16 protein-coding genes are annotated in these 17,642 nt (G+C 33.2%); 4 read left to right on the forward strand and 12 right to left on the reverse strand.

All coding sequences use genetic code 11. The features are described from left to right. From B4H69_RS00525 to B4H69_RS00535, 3 genes are all read left to right on the forward strand, one after another. On the forward strand, positions 1–861 hold the full coding sequence (locus B4H69_RS00525; RefSeq protein WP_244957959.1) for a YicC/YloC family endoribonuclease: 861 nt from the start codon (positions 1–3) through the stop codon (positions 859–861). Next, positions 861–1,427: a guanylate kinase gene (gene gmk, locus B4H69_RS00530; protein WP_135834340.1), complete on the forward strand. Its 567-nt coding sequence runs from the start codon at positions 861–863 to the stop codon at positions 1,425–1,427. The genes B4H69_RS00525 and gmk overlap by 1 nt, the downstream gene beginning before the upstream one ends. A 90-nt stretch (positions 1,428–1,517) precedes the next feature. Further along, the gene (locus tag B4H69_RS00535) at positions 1,518–2,288 is read left to right on the forward strand and encodes an alpha/beta fold hydrolase (RefSeq protein ID WP_280045299.1); all 771 of its coding nucleotides are present in this window, start codon (positions 1,518–1,520) and stop codon (positions 2,286–2,288) included. Between the two features lie 27 nt (positions 2,289–2,315). On the opposite strand, the gene B4H69_RS00540 is transcribed toward B4H69_RS00535, so the two are convergent. The 6 genes from B4H69_RS00540 to mutS form a co-directional block, all read right to left on the reverse strand. After that, complete coding sequence (locus tag B4H69_RS00540) at positions 2,316–4,814, reverse strand: cation-translocating P-type ATPase (protein ID WP_180904984.1); 2,499 nt, start codon at positions 4,812–4,814, stop codon at positions 2,316–2,318. 140 nt (positions 4,815–4,954) lie between these two features. Further along, a complete protein-coding gene (locus B4H69_RS00545; protein WP_180904985.1) occupies positions 4,955–5,719 on the reverse strand; it encodes a C40 family peptidase in 765 nt (254 codons plus the stop codon). Beyond that, a complete protein-coding gene (locus tag B4H69_RS00550; RefSeq protein ID WP_291092337.1) occupies positions 5,719–6,366 on the reverse strand; it encodes an O-methyltransferase in 648 nt (215 codons plus the stop codon). The genes B4H69_RS00545 and B4H69_RS00550 overlap by 1 nt, the downstream gene beginning before the upstream one ends. Positions 6,367–6,546: 180 nt before the next feature. Continuing rightward, positions 6,547–8,451, reverse strand: a complete 1,905-nt coding sequence (gene acs / locus B4H69_RS00555; RefSeq protein ID WP_180904987.1) for an acetate--CoA ligase — start codon at positions 8,449–8,451, stop codon at positions 6,547–6,549. 97 nt (positions 8,452–8,548) lie between these two features. Further along, the gene (locus tag B4H69_RS00560; protein WP_180904988.1) at positions 8,549–9,352 is read right to left on the reverse strand and encodes a M48 family metallopeptidase; all 804 of its coding nucleotides are present in this window, start codon (positions 9,350–9,352) and stop codon (positions 8,549–8,551) included. Positions 9,353–9,362: 10 nt separating this feature from the next. After that, complete coding sequence (mutS, locus tag B4H69_RS00565; protein WP_180904989.1) at positions 9,363–11,918, reverse strand: DNA mismatch repair protein MutS; 2,556 nt, start codon at positions 11,916–11,918, stop codon at positions 9,363–9,365. 80 nt (positions 11,919–11,998) lie between these two features. On the opposite strand from mutS, the gene B4H69_RS00570 reads away from it, so the two are divergent. After that, positions 11,999–12,529, forward strand: coding sequence for an RNA methyltransferase (locus B4H69_RS00570; protein ID WP_180904990.1), 531 nt, complete (start codon positions 11,999–12,001; stop codon positions 12,527–12,529). Between the two features lie 54 nt (positions 12,530–12,583). Here the strand turns inward: B4H69_RS00570 and B4H69_RS00575 are convergent, their stop codons facing one another. The 6 genes from B4H69_RS00575 to B4H69_RS00600 form a co-directional block, all read right to left on the reverse strand. Further along, a complete protein-coding gene (locus tag B4H69_RS00575; RefSeq protein WP_180904991.1) occupies positions 12,584–13,036 on the reverse strand; it encodes a GNAT family N-acetyltransferase in 453 nt (150 codons plus the stop codon). Between the two features lie 117 nt (positions 13,037–13,153). Further along, positions 13,154–14,521, reverse strand: coding sequence for a deoxyguanosinetriphosphate triphosphohydrolase (locus B4H69_RS00580; protein ID WP_180904992.1), 1,368 nt, complete (start codon positions 14,519–14,521; stop codon positions 13,154–13,156). A gap of 587 nt (positions 14,522–15,108) precedes the next feature. After that, on the reverse strand, positions 15,109–15,921 hold the full coding sequence (locus B4H69_RS00585; protein WP_180904993.1) for a TPM domain-containing protein: 813 nt from the start codon (positions 15,919–15,921) through the stop codon (positions 15,109–15,111). Next, positions 15,902–16,342, reverse strand: a complete 441-nt coding sequence (locus B4H69_RS00590; RefSeq protein ID WP_180904994.1) for a TPM domain-containing protein — start codon at positions 16,340–16,342, stop codon at positions 15,902–15,904. The genes B4H69_RS00585 and B4H69_RS00590 overlap by 20 nt, the downstream gene beginning before the upstream one ends. A 5-nt stretch (positions 16,343–16,347) precedes the next feature. Continuing rightward, positions 16,348–16,950 carry a LemA family protein gene (locus B4H69_RS00595; RefSeq protein ID WP_286478792.1) on the reverse strand — a complete coding sequence of 201 codons (603 nt, stop codon included), beginning with the start codon at positions 16,948–16,950 and terminating at the stop codon, positions 16,348–16,350. Positions 16,951–17,064: 114 nt separating this feature from the next. Then, entirely contained in the window at positions 17,065–17,532 is a 468-nt protein-coding gene (locus B4H69_RS00600; RefSeq protein WP_291058915.1) for an ABC transporter ATPase, read from the reverse strand. Positions 17,533–17,642 lie beyond the last annotated feature (110 nt).

A 17,642-nucleotide genomic window follows, 5' to 3' on the forward strand; every position in this document is an offset into this window, starting at 1 on the left:
ATGATAGCATCTATGACAGGTTACGGTAAAGCCGTATTGGAATTACCTGAGAAAAAAGTAACGATAGAAATCCGTTCTTTAAACAGTAAAACACTGGATTTAAACACGAGAATTCCTTCTTTTTATCGTGAAAAAGAATTAGAAATCAGAAACCTTATTTCAGAAAAAGTTCAACGTGGAAAAGTTGATTTTTCGATGTTGGTAGAGTTAAATCCTGCTGCAAGAAATCAAAATATAAATGCTGAATTAATCAAAAGTTATATGGCAGAATTCAAATCAATCACGCCAAATGTGACTGATGGTGAATTGTTACCTGTAGTAATGCGCCTTCCAGACGTTATTTCGTACACGCAAGACGATTTGGGTGAAGACGAATGGAATCAAATTCGTGCAACAATTATTAACGCTATTGACGCTTTAAATCAATTTAGATTAGACGAAGGAAAAGTTTTAGAGAAATATTTGACTTTAAACTTGAATAATATTTTGGAGCTTTTAACACAAGTTGTGCCTTTTGAAAAAGAACGAATTGAGACAATCAAAGAACGTTTCAATAAACGTTTAGAAGAAGTAAAAGTTGATATTGATCAAAATCGTTTTGAGCAAGAATTAATTTTCTATTTGGAAAAATTGGACATTACTGAAGAAAAAGTTCGTCTAAAAAACCATTGCGAATATTTCTTGAAAGAATTAGCTGGAACTGAATCAAATGGTAAAAAACTAGGGTTTATTTCGCAAGAAATTGGTCGTGAAATTAATACATTAGGTTCAAAGTCAAATCATTCTGAAATGCAAAAAATTGTCGTTCAAATGAAAGATGAATTAGAAAAAATTAAAGAACAATCGTTAAACATTTTATAATGAAAAAAGGAAAATTAATCGTCTTTTCAGCTCCATCAGGCGCAGGAAAAACAACTTTAGTTCGTTACGCTTTAGAACAATTGGAAAATATCAAATTTTCTATTTCTTGTACAACTAGAGATAAACGCGAAGGTGAGGCTCACGGAGAAGACTATTATTTCTTAACACCAGAAGAATTTAAGGCAAAAATTGCAAACGACGAATTCGTAGAACACGAAGAAGTTTACCGCGATAATTTTTACGGAACTTTAAAATCGGAAGTTGATCGCATTACATCAGAAGGAAATTCTGTTATTTTTGACATTGATGTTATTGGTGCATTGAATATCAAAAAGTTGTACGGAGATCAATGTTTAACAGTGTTTGTAAATCCTCCATCTTTAGAAATTTTGAAAGAACGTTTGATTTCTCGCAACACAGAAAGCGAAGACAAATTGAAACAACGTTTGGACAAAGCGGGAATTGAAATGGAAAAAGCAAAAGACTTTGATATCATTTTATTGAATGACGATTTGGAAACTGCAAAAGCGAAAACCTTAGAAATTATTACAGATTTCATCAAATAATAATTCTAAAACCAAAATAAACAAATGCCTCGAATAAATAAAATCGAGGCATTTTTGTTATCTTTAGCTTTCGAAAAAATCACAACAAAAATGGAGAGCCAAAACAGTTTAGAAATCAACAACGCCAATATTCATTATTATCACCACGAAATAAATCCAGAAAGACCAACTCTTATTTTCTTACACGATTCTTTAGGTTCTACGCAACTTTGGAGAGATTTCCCGAAAGAAGTTGCCGAAAAAACGAATTGTAATTTATTTATCTACGATAGAAAAGGTTATGGAAAATCGTCGCCTTTTACAATTAATCATCGCGAATTAACCTATATGCATGATGAAGCAGATTTTCTAAATGATTTGGTTCAACATTTCAACTTCAAAGACATTATTTTATTTGGACATAGCGATGGTGGCTCGATAACGTTGCTTTACGCTTCAAAATATCATCAAAATTTAAAAGGAATCATTGTCGTTGGTTCGCACATTATTGTGGAAGAAATTTCATTGCAAGGAATCAGAGATGCTAAAATTGCATATGCAGAAACTAATTTGAAAGAACGTTTGACAAAATATCATGGCGATAAAACGCAGAAAGTTTTTGAGATGTGGACAGAAACTTGGTTACGCCCAGATTTTATTGATTTTGATATTCGAGAAGAATTAAAAAATATCGAATGTCCAACTTTGGTTATTCAAGGAATTGATGATGAATATGGTTCGATTGAGCAAGTAAATGGAATTATCAACAATGTAAAAGGAAGAAAAGAAAGTTATCTTGTTCCTGATGCAAAACATACACCTTACAAAGAAAATAAAACGCCAACTTTGGCTAAAACAGTTGAGTTTATTGATTCGTTATAACGAATCAATAAACCTAAATATCACTATTTATTCAATTTTTCTTCTACGTTTTATACATTTATACACTTCGAACCAAAGTACAGAAAGCATTGCTACAAGCATCGCGATTCCTAATTCATTTAGATTTAATGAAGTTACTTTAAAAAACAATGAAATTGGCTGTATATACAATATGGCAAAAAGTATTACTAATGTCAAAACTGTGACATAGACCATTAAATTATTTTTGTTTCGGAAACTTGACCACAAACTATAATAAAATGAGCGATTAGTTAAACTCAACCAAACATTCGAGAAAATTAACGTTGTAAAAACCATTGCACGTGTTTTCTCTTCATTTCCTCCAAGTTGATAAGTATATTGATATACAAACAACAATCCTAATGTAATTATAATTCCTTGAATAATACTTGTTGAAAGCTCTTTCCAATTCAAGAAAGTTTCGGTCATCGGACGAGGTTTTCTTTTCATCGAATCTTTTTCCAATGGTTCATTTTCATACACAATAGAACATGTTGGTCCCATTACCAATTCTAAGAAAATAACGTGAACTGGCGTAAAAATTTGTGGAAAAGCCCAACCTAAAAATAATGGCAACGAAACAATTAAAATAATCGGAATATGAATAGAAATAATATATTGAACAGCTTTTTTGAGATTCGTATAAATACGTCTTCCAGCAGCGATTCCGACTACTAATTTACCTAAATCATCATTCGTCAAAATCAATTGAGCAGCTTGTTTCGCTATTTCTGTTCCCTTTTCACCCATCGCCACTCCAATATGAGCCGCTTTCAAGGCTGGTCCATCATTAACCCCATCACCCAACATTGCCACTACTTCTCCATCTTCTTTCAACGCTTTTACAACAGCCAATTTCGCTTCAGGAAACATACGAGCAAACAACACTTTATCATGAGCCGTTTGTAACAGATCTTTCTCCGAAAGTTGAGCAATTTCACTTCCTGTAATACTATTTTCTGCATGTAAAATTCCAGCCTGTTCTGCAATACTTTTTGTTGTTTCAGCATTATCACCCGTAATCACTTTTACTTTTATTCCCGCATCATAAATCTGTTGAAACACAGTATTAATTCCTTTTTTTGGAGGATCATAAAAAACGACGAATCCTAAAAATTCGAAGGGTAAATCTTGTTGATGTTTTGGAAAATTATCCTCTTCAAAATTAGATTTCGCAACACCTAAAAGTCGAAAACCTTTTAATCCAAAATCATCAATTACTTTTTTTAATTGATTTATTACTTCTTCAGATAAGTTTGAAACATTCAGAATTGCTTCTGGAGCACCTTTTGCCGCAATTATTCGTTGATTATCTTTATTTTTAAAACAATGTGTCATCATGGGAGGCTTCCCAGATAAAGGATATTCGAAAAACATTTGATATTGATTACGTTCATCAAGCTGCGTTTGTTCGTAAACTCGGTGCAACGTTTTTTCCATAGGATCGAACGGAACAGGTTCACTACTCCACATCGCATATTGTATAATCTCATAAATTTCGACATTTTTGAATTGATTTTCATCAAAAACAGAAGACGTTTTTGCATCATAAATAGCTTTCAATTTCATCGAATTTTCTGTAATTGTTCCTGTTTTATCACTACAAATAACAGTTGTACTTCCTAAAGTTTCGACAACGCTACTCTTTTTTACAATAATTCCTTCGCGTAATAATTTCCATGAACCCAATGCCATAAATGTGGTAAATGCAACTGGAATTTCTTCAGGTAAAATAGACATTGCCAAAGTCAAACCGTTTAATAAACTGCTTACAATGTCTCTTGTTTGAAAATAATTGAATCCGCAAACCATTACAAAAACAATGATTCCAATGATTGCCATTCCTTTCACAAATTTTTCTATCTGCAATTGCAAAGGCGACTTCTCTTCTTTTATAGATAAAATTGAGGTTCCTATTTTCCCTAATTTTGTTTCTGCTCCAATAGCCGTCACTTCAAAAATAGCCAATCCAGAAACCGTCAAGGTTCCACTGTAAATTTCTGGATGATCTGTATCTTTAAAAACCGACATACTTTCGCCTGTTAAAGCAGATTCGTTCACCGAAAAATCATTACTATGAACAATATTCCCATCCGCATTGATCATTTTTCCTTCTTCCGTCACACACAAATCACCAATTGTAATTTCGTGTGTTGGAATCTCAACTAATCGTCCATTACGGATAACAGAACTCAAAGGTTCGTTCAACTTTTCCAACTCTTGCAGAGCTTTTTGATTACGAGAATCTTGGTAAAAAGAAATTCCTGTCACCGCAACAATCGCCACAAACATAAATGCAGCTTCGCCCAAATCACCAACCAACACATAAATAATTGATACAGCAATCAAAATTAACGTCATTGGTTCTTTTAGAATATCAAACAATAAGCTGTACCAAGCAGAATTTTGATCACTTTTTATCGCATTATTTCCGTATTGTTCTTGAGCTTTTTTAACTTCAGAATCAGATAACCCTTTTAAATTTTCAGGAATTTTTATAGACATTATTTCAATCGATTAGTGTTTAATAAAGTTACAGCTAAATCCAATTAAAAAATAGTTTAATCACTGATTATGTCCTATTTAGATTTGATTTCAATTAAAACAAAAAAATCATTTCGAATGAAATGATTTTTACTCTATTATTAAGGAATTAATTTTCGAATGCATCGCAATTTATGCGAATATTTTTGAGAATCGGTATTGAAAATTCCATTTGTATCAATTGGATCAATGCGAACTTTTCCGTGTGCATGTAAAATCTTTCCATTTCCACACATAATTCCGACATGAATAATTCGACCTTCTGCATTATCAAAAAAAGCTAAATCTCCAGGTTCTGCTTCTTCTACAAAACTCAAAACTTCGCCCATTTCCGCTTGTTGATAAGCATCTCTCGGAATTTTGTAACCTCCTATTTTGTACACTTGTTGCGTTAAACCAGAACAATCAATTCCAAAAGAAGATTTTCCGCCCCATAAATAAGGCACATTTAGATAGGCTTTTGCTATTTCGACCAATTGATCTTTTGATTTTTTACCAGAAGTATATACCCCAAAATATTCAAAACATTTTGGACCAATTTTGATTTTACTTTCATTCAAAGCACGAACCTCAGCTCCAATTGTCAAAGTCATTGGCAAGCCACTTTCCATCGCATGATTGTACGGATTGATAGCAAATTTCTCGATTGAATCTTTATTATATTCTTCTTCCGAAATTTCTACAATTTGTTTTGGATCAAGCCAACCTTCATAACCATCAAAAGCTAACTGAACTTTCGTCCATTTTTCTAATTCTTCTAAAATAATCAACTTTTCTCCAAACAAAACCTGACTCACCATTTCTGATGAATCTCTTGCTTCGGAGCGCAATGGCGCAACACTTACTTGACAAATGGCGTACTTCATTATTTTTTTCGAATTAATGTAATTCCATCACGAATTGGTAAAATGATCGATTCGACACGTTCATCTTTCGTTACCATCTCATTAAATTCTTTCAAGATTTTTGTCGAAGGATCTTTCTTATCTTCCTCCTCCATCATCACTTTTCCGTACCACAACACATTGTCAACCAACATTGCTCCTCCGGGACGAAGAAGTTCCAATACCTTCTCGAAATAATAAGGATAACTCTCTTTATCGGCATCAATAAAAGCTAAATCTACAGAATATTTTTCAATTGTATTCAATTCTTTGCGCGCATCATTGATTCTGAAATCAATTTTTGAAGCAAATTCTGATTCATCAAAATACTTTCTGCAAAGATATTCTAACTCATCATTTTTATCCATCGTAATGATTTTTCCATCAGCAGTCAAACCTTCTGCCAAACACAATGTTGCGTAACCTGTGAAAGTTCCTAACTCTAAAATAGTTTTAGGCGCTAAAATCTTCGACAAAATGCTTAACAAACGACCTTGATATTCGCCCGAAATCATGTGTGGCTGCGTTGTACATTGATAAGTTTCAACACGTAAACGGCTCAAGATTTCAGGTTCTTGATCCACATGATGATCTAAATACGATTCTAAAACTGGTGAAATTTTTATCATACCTTTAAAAAGTCTACAAAATTACAAAAAATGCATTGAATCTCGGCTATATAAAGGAAATTTAGATAAGAAAATTTATCCAAAATAATCAAACCAAAAAAGCATTACTTTTTGGGTAATGCTTTTTGTTTTGAAAATTATTTTGATAAACTTAGGCTAAATCTTAACCTCAGCCTTACTTTAAACTTTTCCTTTCTGAATAACAGTTACAACATCTGGATCTAATAATGTTGAAGTATCGCCAAAATCAGTTTCGTTACTTGCAATTTTTCTCAAAATACGGCGCATAATTTTTCCACTTCGCGTTTTTGGTAAACCTGAAACAAACTGTATTTTATCTGGTTTTGCAATTGCTCCAATTAATTTAGAAACTCCATTTTTTATTTCTGCTTCAAGTTCTGGTGAACCTTGTACTCCATCTTGTAAAATCACGAAAGCATATAATGCATTTCCTTTGATATCATGAGGATAACCAACAACTGCGCTTTCTGCTACAGCTTCGTGTTCATTTATTGCATTTTCTATTGGTGCAGTTCCTAAATTATGTCCAGAAACAATCACCACATCATCTACACGTCCTGTAATTCGATAATTTTCCATTACATCGCGATAAGCTCCATCTCCTGTAAAATAATATCCTGGAAATGTTGAAAAATAAGTTTCTACATAACGTTTATGATCACCATAAATAGTACGAGCCATAGATGGCCAAGGAAATTTAATTGCTAAACGTCCTTCTGCTTTCTCATTTACTGCTTCTACTTCTTTTCCTTGTTCATCCATTAAAACTGGCTGAATTCCAGGAAGTGGCAATGTTGCAAACGTTGGACGAAGCGGCGTAATTCCTGCTAATGGCGAAATCAAAATCGAACCTGTTTCGGTTTGCCACCATGTATCTACAATTGGACAATTTCCTTTTCCAATATAATCATTAAACCAGTGCCAAGCTTCTTCGTTAATTGGTTCACCAACTGATCCTAAAACTTTAAGACTTGATAAATCATATTTCTCGACATAATCTAACGATTCACGAGCTAACGAACGAATTGCTGTTGGAGCTGTATAGAAATGTGTCACTTTTAATTTTTCGACAATTTCCCAAAAACGTCCAAAATCAGGAAAACTTGGAATTCCTTCGAACATTACCGAAGTTGCTCCACAAGCCAAAGGTCCATAAATAATGTAACTATGTCCCGTAATCCAACCGATATCTGCTGTACACCAATAAATATCGTTGTGCTCCATTTGAAAAATATTATCGAACGAATAAGCCGTTTCTACCATATATCCACCGCATGTATGCACCATTCCTTTTGGTTTTCCCGTAGAACCAGAAGTATACAAAATAAACAAAGGATCTTCGGCATCCATAATTTCCGCAGGACAATTATCGTCTACCTTATGCATTTCATCAATCCAAAATTTATCTCGTCCACCAACCATAGAAGTAGGCTCTATAGCACGACGATAAACAATACACGACTGAATAGAAGCACAATCTTTTAAGGCTTCATCACAAATTGATTTTAAGTTAATTGATTTCGTTCCACGAAAAACTTCGTTTGCTGTCACCAAAACCTTACATTGCGCATCGTTGATACGAGAGGCTATAGCAGCAGAAGAAAATCCTGCAAAAACAATAGAATGCACCGCACCAATACGCGCGCAAGCTAACATTGCAATGGCTAATTCTGGAATCATTGGCATATAAATACACACACGATCTCCTTTTTGTACACCATTATTTTTTAAGACATTCGCAAATTGACAAACTTTTGAATGCAATTGACGATATGTAATAATTCGAGATTCTTCTAAAGGATTATTTGGTTCCCAAATTAAAGCGGTTTTGTTTCCATTTTTTTCTAAATGACGATCCAAAACATTTTCGGTAATATTTAGTTGTCCACCTTGAAACCATTTAAAATCTGCTTGTTCAAAATTATATTCAAGTGTTTTGTCCCATTTCTTTTGCCAAACGAAGTTTCCAGCAATTTTATCCCAAAATTTTTCAGGCTCCTCGACACTTTTTTTATACGCTTTCTTATATTCAGAAAACGAATTGATTCTAAAATTGTTAATCATTTTAATTTTAATTGTGGTTTTGAATACTAAATATAAAAAAAGCGAATCAATTTATCAAATTAACTCGCTTATATTTTATAAATGAATAAAAACTATTCTATTTTCCTTTATACGGACTTGCATTGTAATATGCTAAAGCAGTTGGTAAGGCTTCCTTTATTTTAGCCATACGCGTAGCATCAGAAGGGTGAGTACTCAAAAATTCTGAAACTCCAGCATTTCCACTTTTCGCAGCCATACGTTCCCAAAAAGGAATTGCTTGAGAAGGGTCATAACCAGCCATCGCCATTAAATACAATCCTGTAACATCAGCATCTAATTCCATTTTACGAGAATAGTTTAGTAAACCAACTTGTGCACCTACAGGATATAATTGTTCAAAAACTTTTGCATATTCTGCATTTCCAATAGATCCACCTACAATTTGTCCTAAACCTTGTGCTGCCATTTGCTGAGAAGCTTGCTCCGCACTATGACCAGCCAAAGCGTGACCAATTTCGTGACCTAAAACAACAGCCAATCCCGTTGCATCTTTGGTAACAGGCAAAATACCTGAATAAACTGCAACTTTACCTCCAGGCATACACCACGCATTTACTTCGTTTGCATTCAACAACGTAAATTGCCATTGATAACCTTGTAATTGAGAAGATATTCCTTTTTCTTGATAATATTTTTCAGCGGCATATTTTAGACGTTCCCCTACTGTTTGCACCATTTTTGCATCAGCAGTACCAGTAATCACTTTACCTTGTTTAAGAACTTGAGAATACTGATTATAAGCTGTCGGAAATAAATCAGCGTTCGATACTAATGACAACGATTTACGTCCTGTAACTGGATTTGTAGCACAAGAAGCTAAGACTAAAGCTCCTGCAGCTGTTAAAATTATTTTCTTCATATTTTTAAGTTTATTTACCGAGTTTCTTTTTGATTTCATTCAATTTCATCAATGCTTCAACAGGTGTTAAAGTATTAATATCTGTGTTCATAATTTCTTCTCGAATCGATTCTAAAATTGGATCATCTAACTGAAAGAAACTTAATTGCATATTATCTTGCGTTATTTTCTCCGTTTTATTCGAGATTCCTTCATCTGTTTTCGTCGCTTCCAAAACTTTCAACACATCATTCGCTCTGTCCACCACTCGTTTCGGCATCCCAGCCATTTTAGCAACATGTATACCAAAACTGTGCTCACTTCCTCCTGGAACTAATTTTCTCAAAAATAATATTGTATCTTTTGTTTCTTTGATACTGACATTAAAGTTTTTGATACGTTCCATCGATTTTGACATTTCATTCAATTCATGATAATGTGTAGCAAACAATGTTTTTGGTTTCAAAGCACTTTGATGTAGGAATTCTGCAATTGCCCAAGCAATTGAAATACCATCGTACGTAGAAGTCCCTCGACCAATTTCATCCAACAAAATCAAACTTCGTTCCGAAATGTTATTTAAAATACTTGCCGTTTCATTCATTTCGACCATAAACGTCGATTCGCCTGACGAAATATTATCTGAAGCACCAACTCGAGTAAAAACTTTGTCAATAATTCCTAAATCTGCTGCTTGTGCTGGAACAAAACTTCCTATTTGCGCCATCAAAACAATCAAAGCAGTTTGACGTAAAAGTGCCGATTTACCAGACATATTTGGTCCAGTAATCATAATAATTTGTTGATGATCTGAATTTAACTCAACATTATTCGACACATATTGTTCACCAATTGGTAATTGTTGCTCAATCACAGCATGACGACCTTCTTTTATATTTAGTTCAAAACCATCATTAAGAGACGGTTTAGTATAATTATTTTTCTCTGCTATTTCTGCAAAAGTTGACAAAACATCCAAAAAAGCAATTGCTTTTGCCGTTTGTTGAATCGGTAAAAGTTTAGTGATAATTTCTTGTAACAATTCAATAAATAATTGATTTTCTATTGCAAGAATTTTTTCTTCTGCACCAAGAATTTGTGTTTCGTACTCTTTTAATTCTTCGGTAATATAACGCTCTGCATTCACCAAAGTTTGCTTACGAATCCATTCTTCTGGCACTTTATCTTTGTGCGTATTTCGAACTTCAATATAATAACCAAACACATTATTGAACGCAATTTTCAAGGACGAAATTCCAGTTCGTTCTGTTTCACGTTGACACATTTGATCCAAATAATCTTTCCCAGAAAACTGAATTTTTCGTAATCGATCCAACTCTTCTGAAACACCTTCTCTAATCACATTTCCTTTTACAATTTGATGCGGAGGTTCGTCAGAAAGTGTATCAAAAATCTTTTGCGTTAAATGATCAATTGGTTCGATTCGAGAAAATAAATCCGAAACTTGTTTGATATTTGATTGTTCAGCAACTTCTTTTATTTCTTCCGAAATTTTAAGACTTTGTGCTAATTGTTGTAATTGACGAGGTGTAATTTTTCCTGTCGAAACTTTTCCAGCCAAACGTTCTAAATCGGTTAATTGACCTAATTTTTCGCGTAGATCGTAACGTAAATCTCCAAATTTGTAGAAATATTCGACAATATTTTGACGACGTTGAATTGATTTCAAATCTTTCAATACCATCACCATCCAACGATTCAATAAACGAGCACCCATCGGAGTTTTGGTATCATCTAAAACATTTAATAACGTAACACCTTTTGGGTGTGGAGAATAAACCAATTCGAGATTGCGAATCGTAAATGGATCCATCCAAACAAAACTATCTTGATTAAGACGCTGAATAGATGTTAAGTGCTGAATTTCGAAATGATGCGTATCGTCCAAGTAAGCTAAAATAGCACCAGCAGAAATAATTCCATCTTTTAAATCCTCGATTCCAAAACCTTTAAGATTCTTAGTTTTGAAAAGATTGGTTAATTTATCAATTGCAAAATCATATTGAAAAGCCCAATCATCCAACAAAAATTTACTTTTGACATCAGAAAAATTATATTTGACACGTTTCTGGTAAATCACTTCACTTGGACGAAACGATTGAATAATTTTTGCCACTTGATCTTCTTGTCCTTCAGAAACTAAAAATTCTCCAGTCGAAACATCTAACAAAGCTATTCCAAAAGCTTTATCACCTTGATGAACAGCCATCAAAAAGTTATTCGATTTTGACGACAAAACCTCATCTTGCAATGCAACACCAGGCGTAACCAATTCTGTAACACCTCGTTTTACGATACCTTTTACCATCTTTGGATCTTCGAGCTGATCGCAAATTGCAACACGCAAACCAGCTTTCACCAATTTTGGCAAATAAGTATTCAAACTATGATGAGGAAAACCTGCCAAAGCACTATTATCAGAGCCGTTGGCGCGTTTCGTTAAAACTATATCTAAAATGCGAGAAGCTCGCACAGCATCTTCTCCAAATGTTTCGTAAAAATCTCCCACACGGAACAACAACATCGCATCAGGATATTTCGCCTTAATCGTGTTATATTGTTTCATTAGAGGAGTTTCCTTATTCTTTACTACTTTTGTCAAATTATTATAAATTTTGAACAGCTAAGTTAGTTAAAAACGAAGTGATGAGAAAACTAAAATTAGACGAATTAGGTCGCGTTTCTGCGGAAGAATATAAAGCTATTGAAAAACATCCGATTGTTGTGGTGTTGGATAATGTAAGAAGTATGCACAATGTTGGTGCGGTTTTTAGAACTTCGGATGCATTTTTAATTGATAAAATTTATTTGTGTGGAATTACAGCAACTCCGCCACATAAAGAAATTCATAAAACGGCAATTGGTGCAGAAAATTCTGTTGATTGGGAATATGTAAAAGATTCGAATGAATTGGTTACAAAACTAAAAGAAGATGGTTACCAAATTGTAACGATTGAACAAACAGAAGGTTCTGTTTTGTTGAATGAATTTGAAGTTGACCAATCTCAGAAATATGCAATTGTGATGGGAAATGAGGTTGATGGTGTACAACAATCAATCATTGATCAATGTGATACGTGTATCGAAATTCCACAATCTGGAACAAAACACTCTTTAAATGTTTCTGTTTGTACAGGTATTATTTTGTGGAAATGGTATGAAGGATTTATGAAATAGCGGTAAGCAAAATAAAAAAGACTCAAATCATATGATTTGAGTCTTTTTTATTGGTTAAAAATTCACTGAAACATTAATCCATTCTGGATCAAAATCAGCATTGTATTTTTTGTAGAAATTAATTGCAGGCTCATTCCAATCCAACACTTGCCAAACCATTCCGTGGTAATTATTTGCTTTTCCGTAAACAATTAATTCATCTAACAATAATTTTCCAATTCCAGAACCGCGCATTTTTTCGGTTACAATTAAATCTTCCAAATATAATCTTCGTCCTTTCCAAGTTGAATAACGGTCGTAATGCAACGCAATTCCTTCTACATTTCCGTCCACTTCTGCGACCAAAGAGCCCCAAACTGGTTTATCTCCAAAACCACATTCTTCCATTTCTTCTAAGGTTACCGTTACTTCTTCTGGCGCTTTTTCGTATAAAGCTAATTCGTGAATTAACTCTAAAATTCGAGGGCAATCTTCTTTTCTTGCTTCTCGTATTGTTACATTTTTCATTATCGTGTGATGTTATTTAGTTATTCGTTATTCGAAATTAGAAGTTCGTTTTACGAAACTTGAAATTAGTTATTTAAAATATAACAAAATTCCCACCTCGTATTTCTAATTTCGTAACTAGATCGTCATTCCAATTTCAATTCCTTTGATACGGCGATACAATTCTGTTGCGTAATTATCAGTCATTCCCGAAACATAATCCAAAATTCCCATAACTTTTTGATACTTTGTTCCTTTTTCATACAAAAACTGAGCAGGAACTAAACGCAACGCTTTTTTCTCAAACGTTTTGCGTTCTTTTTCATCTTTCAAAATTGGTGGAATAAATTGCGAAAGTAATTCAGACATTACATTATAACCTGCATTTTCTATTTCGAGAACAGAACGATGGTTGTAAATGTTTTCAATAGAGAAACGTTGAATTTCGTCCAAAACTCGTTTCGTTACTTGTTCCGTTTCATTTTTAATGACATCTAATAGCGCCGTTTTAAATTCACCTTTTACAATCTGATCAAAATTATTTTGGTAAACTTCAACCGATTTTTGCGTCAATAAATTAATTGATTTGGCACGTAAATACGCTATTCGATCATTTTTATCTGAAATAGATTTTAATGTATTTTTTGTTTTATCAATTTGTGAAGGATCTAAAGATTCTACTAAATTCAAAAATAATTTTCGGCATTTATCATGGTCAATAATTCCTAAACGTTGCGAATCTTCAACGTCTATAATCGAATAACAAATATCGTCAGCCGCTTCTACCAACCATACAAACGGATGTCGCTTGTAAATAATTGGCGAATCTTGTTCCAAAATCATATTCGTTTTTTCAGCAATTGTTCGGAACGCATCTTTTTGTGCCTGAAAAAATCCAAACTTCTTTCGATGCAATTGACTTTTATCTTTTGCAACCGATTCGCACGGATATTTTGCTATCGCAGCCAACGTAGAATATGTCAAACGCAAACCTCCTTCCGATTTTCCATTTTGTTGTTGTGTTAAAATTCGGATTGCATTCGCATTTCCTTCAAAATTGATTAAATCAGCCCATTCGGCTTCAGTAAAATATTGTTTCAAATCTGTTTCGTGACGATCAAAATAAGAGGCAATTGCATCTTCGCCCGAATGTCCAAAAGCTGGATTTCCAATATCGTGACACAAACACGCCGCCGAAATCACATCGTGAATGCTATATTTATAAAATTCTTGCGACTCTTTTGTTAATTTATAATTTTCGGAAATAAACTTTCCAACCAAATTTCCCATCGAACGCCCAACAGACGAAACTTCCAACGAATGCGTCAATCGATTATGAACAAAAACACTTCCTGGCAAAGGAAAAACTTGCGTTTTGTTCTGTAAACGACGAAAGGCAGACGAAAAAATAATACGATCATAATCGCGCTGATATTCTGATCTCGCATCCGACGTATCGTTTGTATTACTGCGTTGATTGGTGTAAATATGATTTAGAAGTTCCATAAACTGATTTAGAAAACGAATTTAACGAATAATGTTCAGTCCTAAAAAAATCCGAACGGTTTCGTTCGGATTTTTGGTTTTATTTAATATAATAGTATAATACTTCAGAATCAAAAATACTTTTTTTAAGTCTTATATTTTCAACTTCATTATTCGGTATCTCAATATCTCCTAACGAAGTTTTTTGAAAATAATAATAAATCTTACCATTATTAGCTTCTAATTTTATTATCGGATCATTGTGATCATAATATTTACTCGCATTCTTAATTGGATAATTTATTGCCAAAGCTTTATCTACATTAATATAAAAGTCCTTGAAAAATATAATCGAGACAGAATAAATAAAACAAAAACATAATATAAAAATTAAAAACCTAAATGCAATAGGTATCTTTCTATAGACAAATGCTAAAACAATACTTGTTAATATAGAAAAAAACACAATTATACTAGAACTAAAACTACTATTACCATACAATGGATACTTTAAATTAAAATATAATTTCCCGAAATAAAAAAAGATATTTAAGAACGCTATAATTACAACTAAAAGAATAAGTATTTTTTTATTCATATAAAAACTATTACCAACTACCAGAAGCGCCACCGCCTCCGAAGCTTCCGCCTCCGAAGCCACCAAAGCCGCCACCTCCACCAGATGATCCACCCCAAGAACTTCCTCCTGAGCCGAAACCTCCGCCACCGAAAACAGAACTTCCTGTGTTCATGATGATAATATCGTCTAACAAGCTTCTTCGTCTACCTCCATTTCCGCCATTATTACCTCCTCTACCTTTCGAAATAATAATGAAGATAAAAATGAAAAATCCTATGGCAAAAATCAATGCAAACCAATCCATTTCTGGTTCTTGAGATTTAGGTTTGTCTTGTTTGTATTTCCCTGCAAAAGCTTGAAAAATAGAATTGACTCCAGCATTTATTCCGCCAGCGTAATCGCCTTGTTTGAAATACGGAATAATAACATTGTCAATAATAGATTTGTTGACACTTGGTGGTAGATAAATCTGAGCCGAATAACCTGTTCTAATCGTAATCTTACGATCTTGTTCACTCAAAACAATTACCACTCCATTATCTTTTCCTTGTGTACCAACTTTCCATTTTTCACCAATATCATTTGCAAACATTTCTAACGGATAACCATCCAAAGATTCAACTGTTAACACCAAAATTTGCGTAGAAGTTGAATCATCATAGGCTACCAATTTTCGTTCTAATTCATCCAATTGCATTGCATCAAAAACATGTGCATAATCTTGCACAAGCTTTTTAGGCGGATGTTTCATATTAACCAATTCATCAGGTGTTTGCCCAAAAACAGTTAAAATGGAAAGAAAAAAAGTTAGAAAAAAGTATTTAACTGTAGCTAATTTCATCTGGTAATTCGTTTGTATCATCCTCTTGATGAGGAAAATATTTCTTAAGTGCTTTGCCGGTTTTCTTAATTCCTTTGCAAAGCCCTTTTACATAATGTTCTTTTTTGAAATGCTTGACAACATCTGCTTTTATATCGTCCCAAAAATCGTCTGGCGTTACATTGTCAATTCCTTCGTCTCCAACAATTGTAAAATTGTGATCAGTTGGCGAAACATGAAACAATACACCATTTCTATCTTTGGTTTTATGCATTTCCAATTGCTCGAAAACTTCTAAAGCTTTGTCAAAATGATTGAGAGAAGATTCGAATTCAATATGAATTCGAATTTCCCCACTTGTATTTTTCTCGGCTTTCTGAATAGCTTCGATTATTTTTTTTTCATCTTTTGAAGAAAGAAATTTATGTTTCTTTTTTCCCATAATGATTAGAATTCTACTTTAGGAGCATTTTCAGATCCTGCAGCAGCTTTGAAATAACCTTTTTTCGTAGCACCTGTAAAACCAGCGATTAAGCTGTTAGGGAAAGTTACAATCATGTTGTTAAATTTCTCTGCAGCATCGTTGTATTTTTTTCTTTCAAATAAAACTTCTTGTTCGATAGAAGATAATTCTGCTTGTAAAGAAGTAAAATTTTGATTGAATTTAATATCTGGATATTTTTCAACAGAAACCAATAAACGGCTTAATGTAGATCCTAATTGATCTTGCGCTTGTTGAAATTTCGCAATATTTGCATCTGTTAATTGACTTGGATCATCAATTTTAATTTGATTAGAAGTCGCTTTTGCACGTGCATCAATTACAGCTGTTAACGTTTCTTTTTCCATATTCGCTGCACCTTTTACCGTGTTCACTAAATTTGGAACTAAATCTGAACGTTTTTGATATGTATTTTCTACATTCGACCATTGTTTTTGCACACCTTGGTCTGTTGTTTTGATCGTATTCGAAACTCCAATTCCCCAGAAAGCTATTCCTGCAAGAAGTAAAAGAATCACTCCACCAATAAGACATCCTTTGTTTTTCATAGTATTTTTAATTTATTATTACGTAAAAATAGTGTTTTTTCAACAATATTTTATCAAAAATAAAGCCGAGCTTATTTCTAAACTCGGCTTTACTATTTTTTGGATTTTAAACGTTTAATTTAATAATGTTTTTGCCCAACTTTCTTCGATTGGTAACAACCAATTTTTATTAAAATCATTCAAAGAAGAAATTCCATTATTGAAAACTTTTACATTTTTGATTTCTCCTTCTTTTACTTTTTGTTTGAATGTTGGTAATTTTTCAATAAAAACTTCCTCCTCATTTTCATACGAAACTAACATTCTGTTTAATAAATCAAACGAATAATCTGCATCAATTTCACGTACGATTTTCGTTAATTTATCGATAGAACAACCACTTGCTGTCGCTTGATTTTCGTCTACACCAACTACAATAAATTGATCGTAAGGTAAATCAAAATCAGCTAAAAGTTCAGCGCCATGCGCATTCCAATCTGCTATAAAAGTATTTAGTTTAGCTGTAATAGCTTGCTTTTCTTCTGTTGAGAATTTACGATTGGCTTGAAAAATCCAAATTCTTGAATCGTCTGCTAAATTCATTTTCTCTTTATTTAAAATTTGTGTTTCAAAGATACGGAAATTTTAGATGTTAGATGTTAGAAAGTTAAAATTTTTGTACAAAAAAAAAGCCATCTCAAAGAGATGGCTTT

This window comes from Empedobacter sp. UBA6745, from assembly GCF_002453775.1.
Taxonomy (GTDB): Bacteria; Bacteroidota; Bacteroidia; order Flavobacteriales; family Weeksellaceae; genus Empedobacter; species Empedobacter falsenii_C.

Coding starts and splice junctions, on each gene's coding strand:
- B4H69_RS00560 (WP_180904988.1), bottom strand. CDS start 9,352: ATGAAGAAAATAATTTTAACAGCTGCAGGAGCTTTAGTCTTAGCTTCT.
- B4H69_RS00575 (WP_180904991.1), bottom strand. CDS start 13,036: ATGAAAAATGTAACAATACGAGAAGCAAGAAAAGAAGATTGCCCTCGA.
- gmk (WP_135834340.1), top strand. CDS start 861: ATGAAAAAAGGAAAATTAATCGTCTTTTCAGCTCCATCAGGCGCAGGA.
- B4H69_RS00580 (WP_180904992.1), bottom strand. CDS start 14,521: ATGGAACTTCTAAATCATATTTACACCAATCAACGCAGTAATACAAAC.
- B4H69_RS00590 (WP_180904994.1), bottom strand. CDS start 16,342: ATGGGAAAAAAGAAACATAAATTTCTTTCTTCAAAAGATGAAAAAAAA.
- B4H69_RS00540 (WP_180904984.1), bottom strand. CDS start 4,814: ATGTCTATAAAAATTCCTGAAAATTTAAAAGGGTTATCTGATTCTGAA.
- B4H69_RS00525 (WP_244957959.1), top strand. CDS start 1: ATGATAGCATCTATGACAGGTTACGGTAAAGCCGTATTGGAATTACCT.
- B4H69_RS00600 (WP_291058915.1), bottom strand. CDS start 17,532: ATGAATTTAGCAGACGATTCAAGAATTTGGATTTTTCAAGCCAATCGT.
- mutS (WP_180904989.1), bottom strand. CDS start 11,918: ATGAAACAATATAACACGATTAAGGCGAAATATCCTGATGCGATGTTG.
- B4H69_RS00535 (WP_280045299.1), top strand. CDS start 1,518: ATGGAGAGCCAAAACAGTTTAGAAATCAACAACGCCAATATTCATTAT.
- B4H69_RS00585 (WP_180904993.1), bottom strand. CDS start 15,921: ATGAAATTAGCTACAGTTAAATACTTTTTTCTAACTTTTTTTCTTTCC.
- B4H69_RS00545 (WP_180904985.1), bottom strand. CDS start 5,719: ATGAAGTACGCCATTTGTCAAGTAAGTGTTGCGCCATTGCGCTCCGAA.
- B4H69_RS00570 (WP_180904990.1), top strand. CDS start 11,999: ATGAGAAAACTAAAATTAGACGAATTAGGTCGCGTTTCTGCGGAAGAA.
- acs (WP_180904987.1), bottom strand. CDS start 8,451: ATGATTAACAATTTTAGAATCAATTCGTTTTCTGAATATAAGAAAGCG.
- B4H69_RS00595 (WP_286478792.1), bottom strand. CDS start 16,950: ATGAAAAACAAAGGATGTCTTATTGGTGGAGTGATTCTTTTACTTCTT.
- B4H69_RS00550 (WP_291092337.1), bottom strand. CDS start 6,366: ATGATAAAAATTTCACCAGTTTTAGAATCGTATTTAGATCATCATGTG.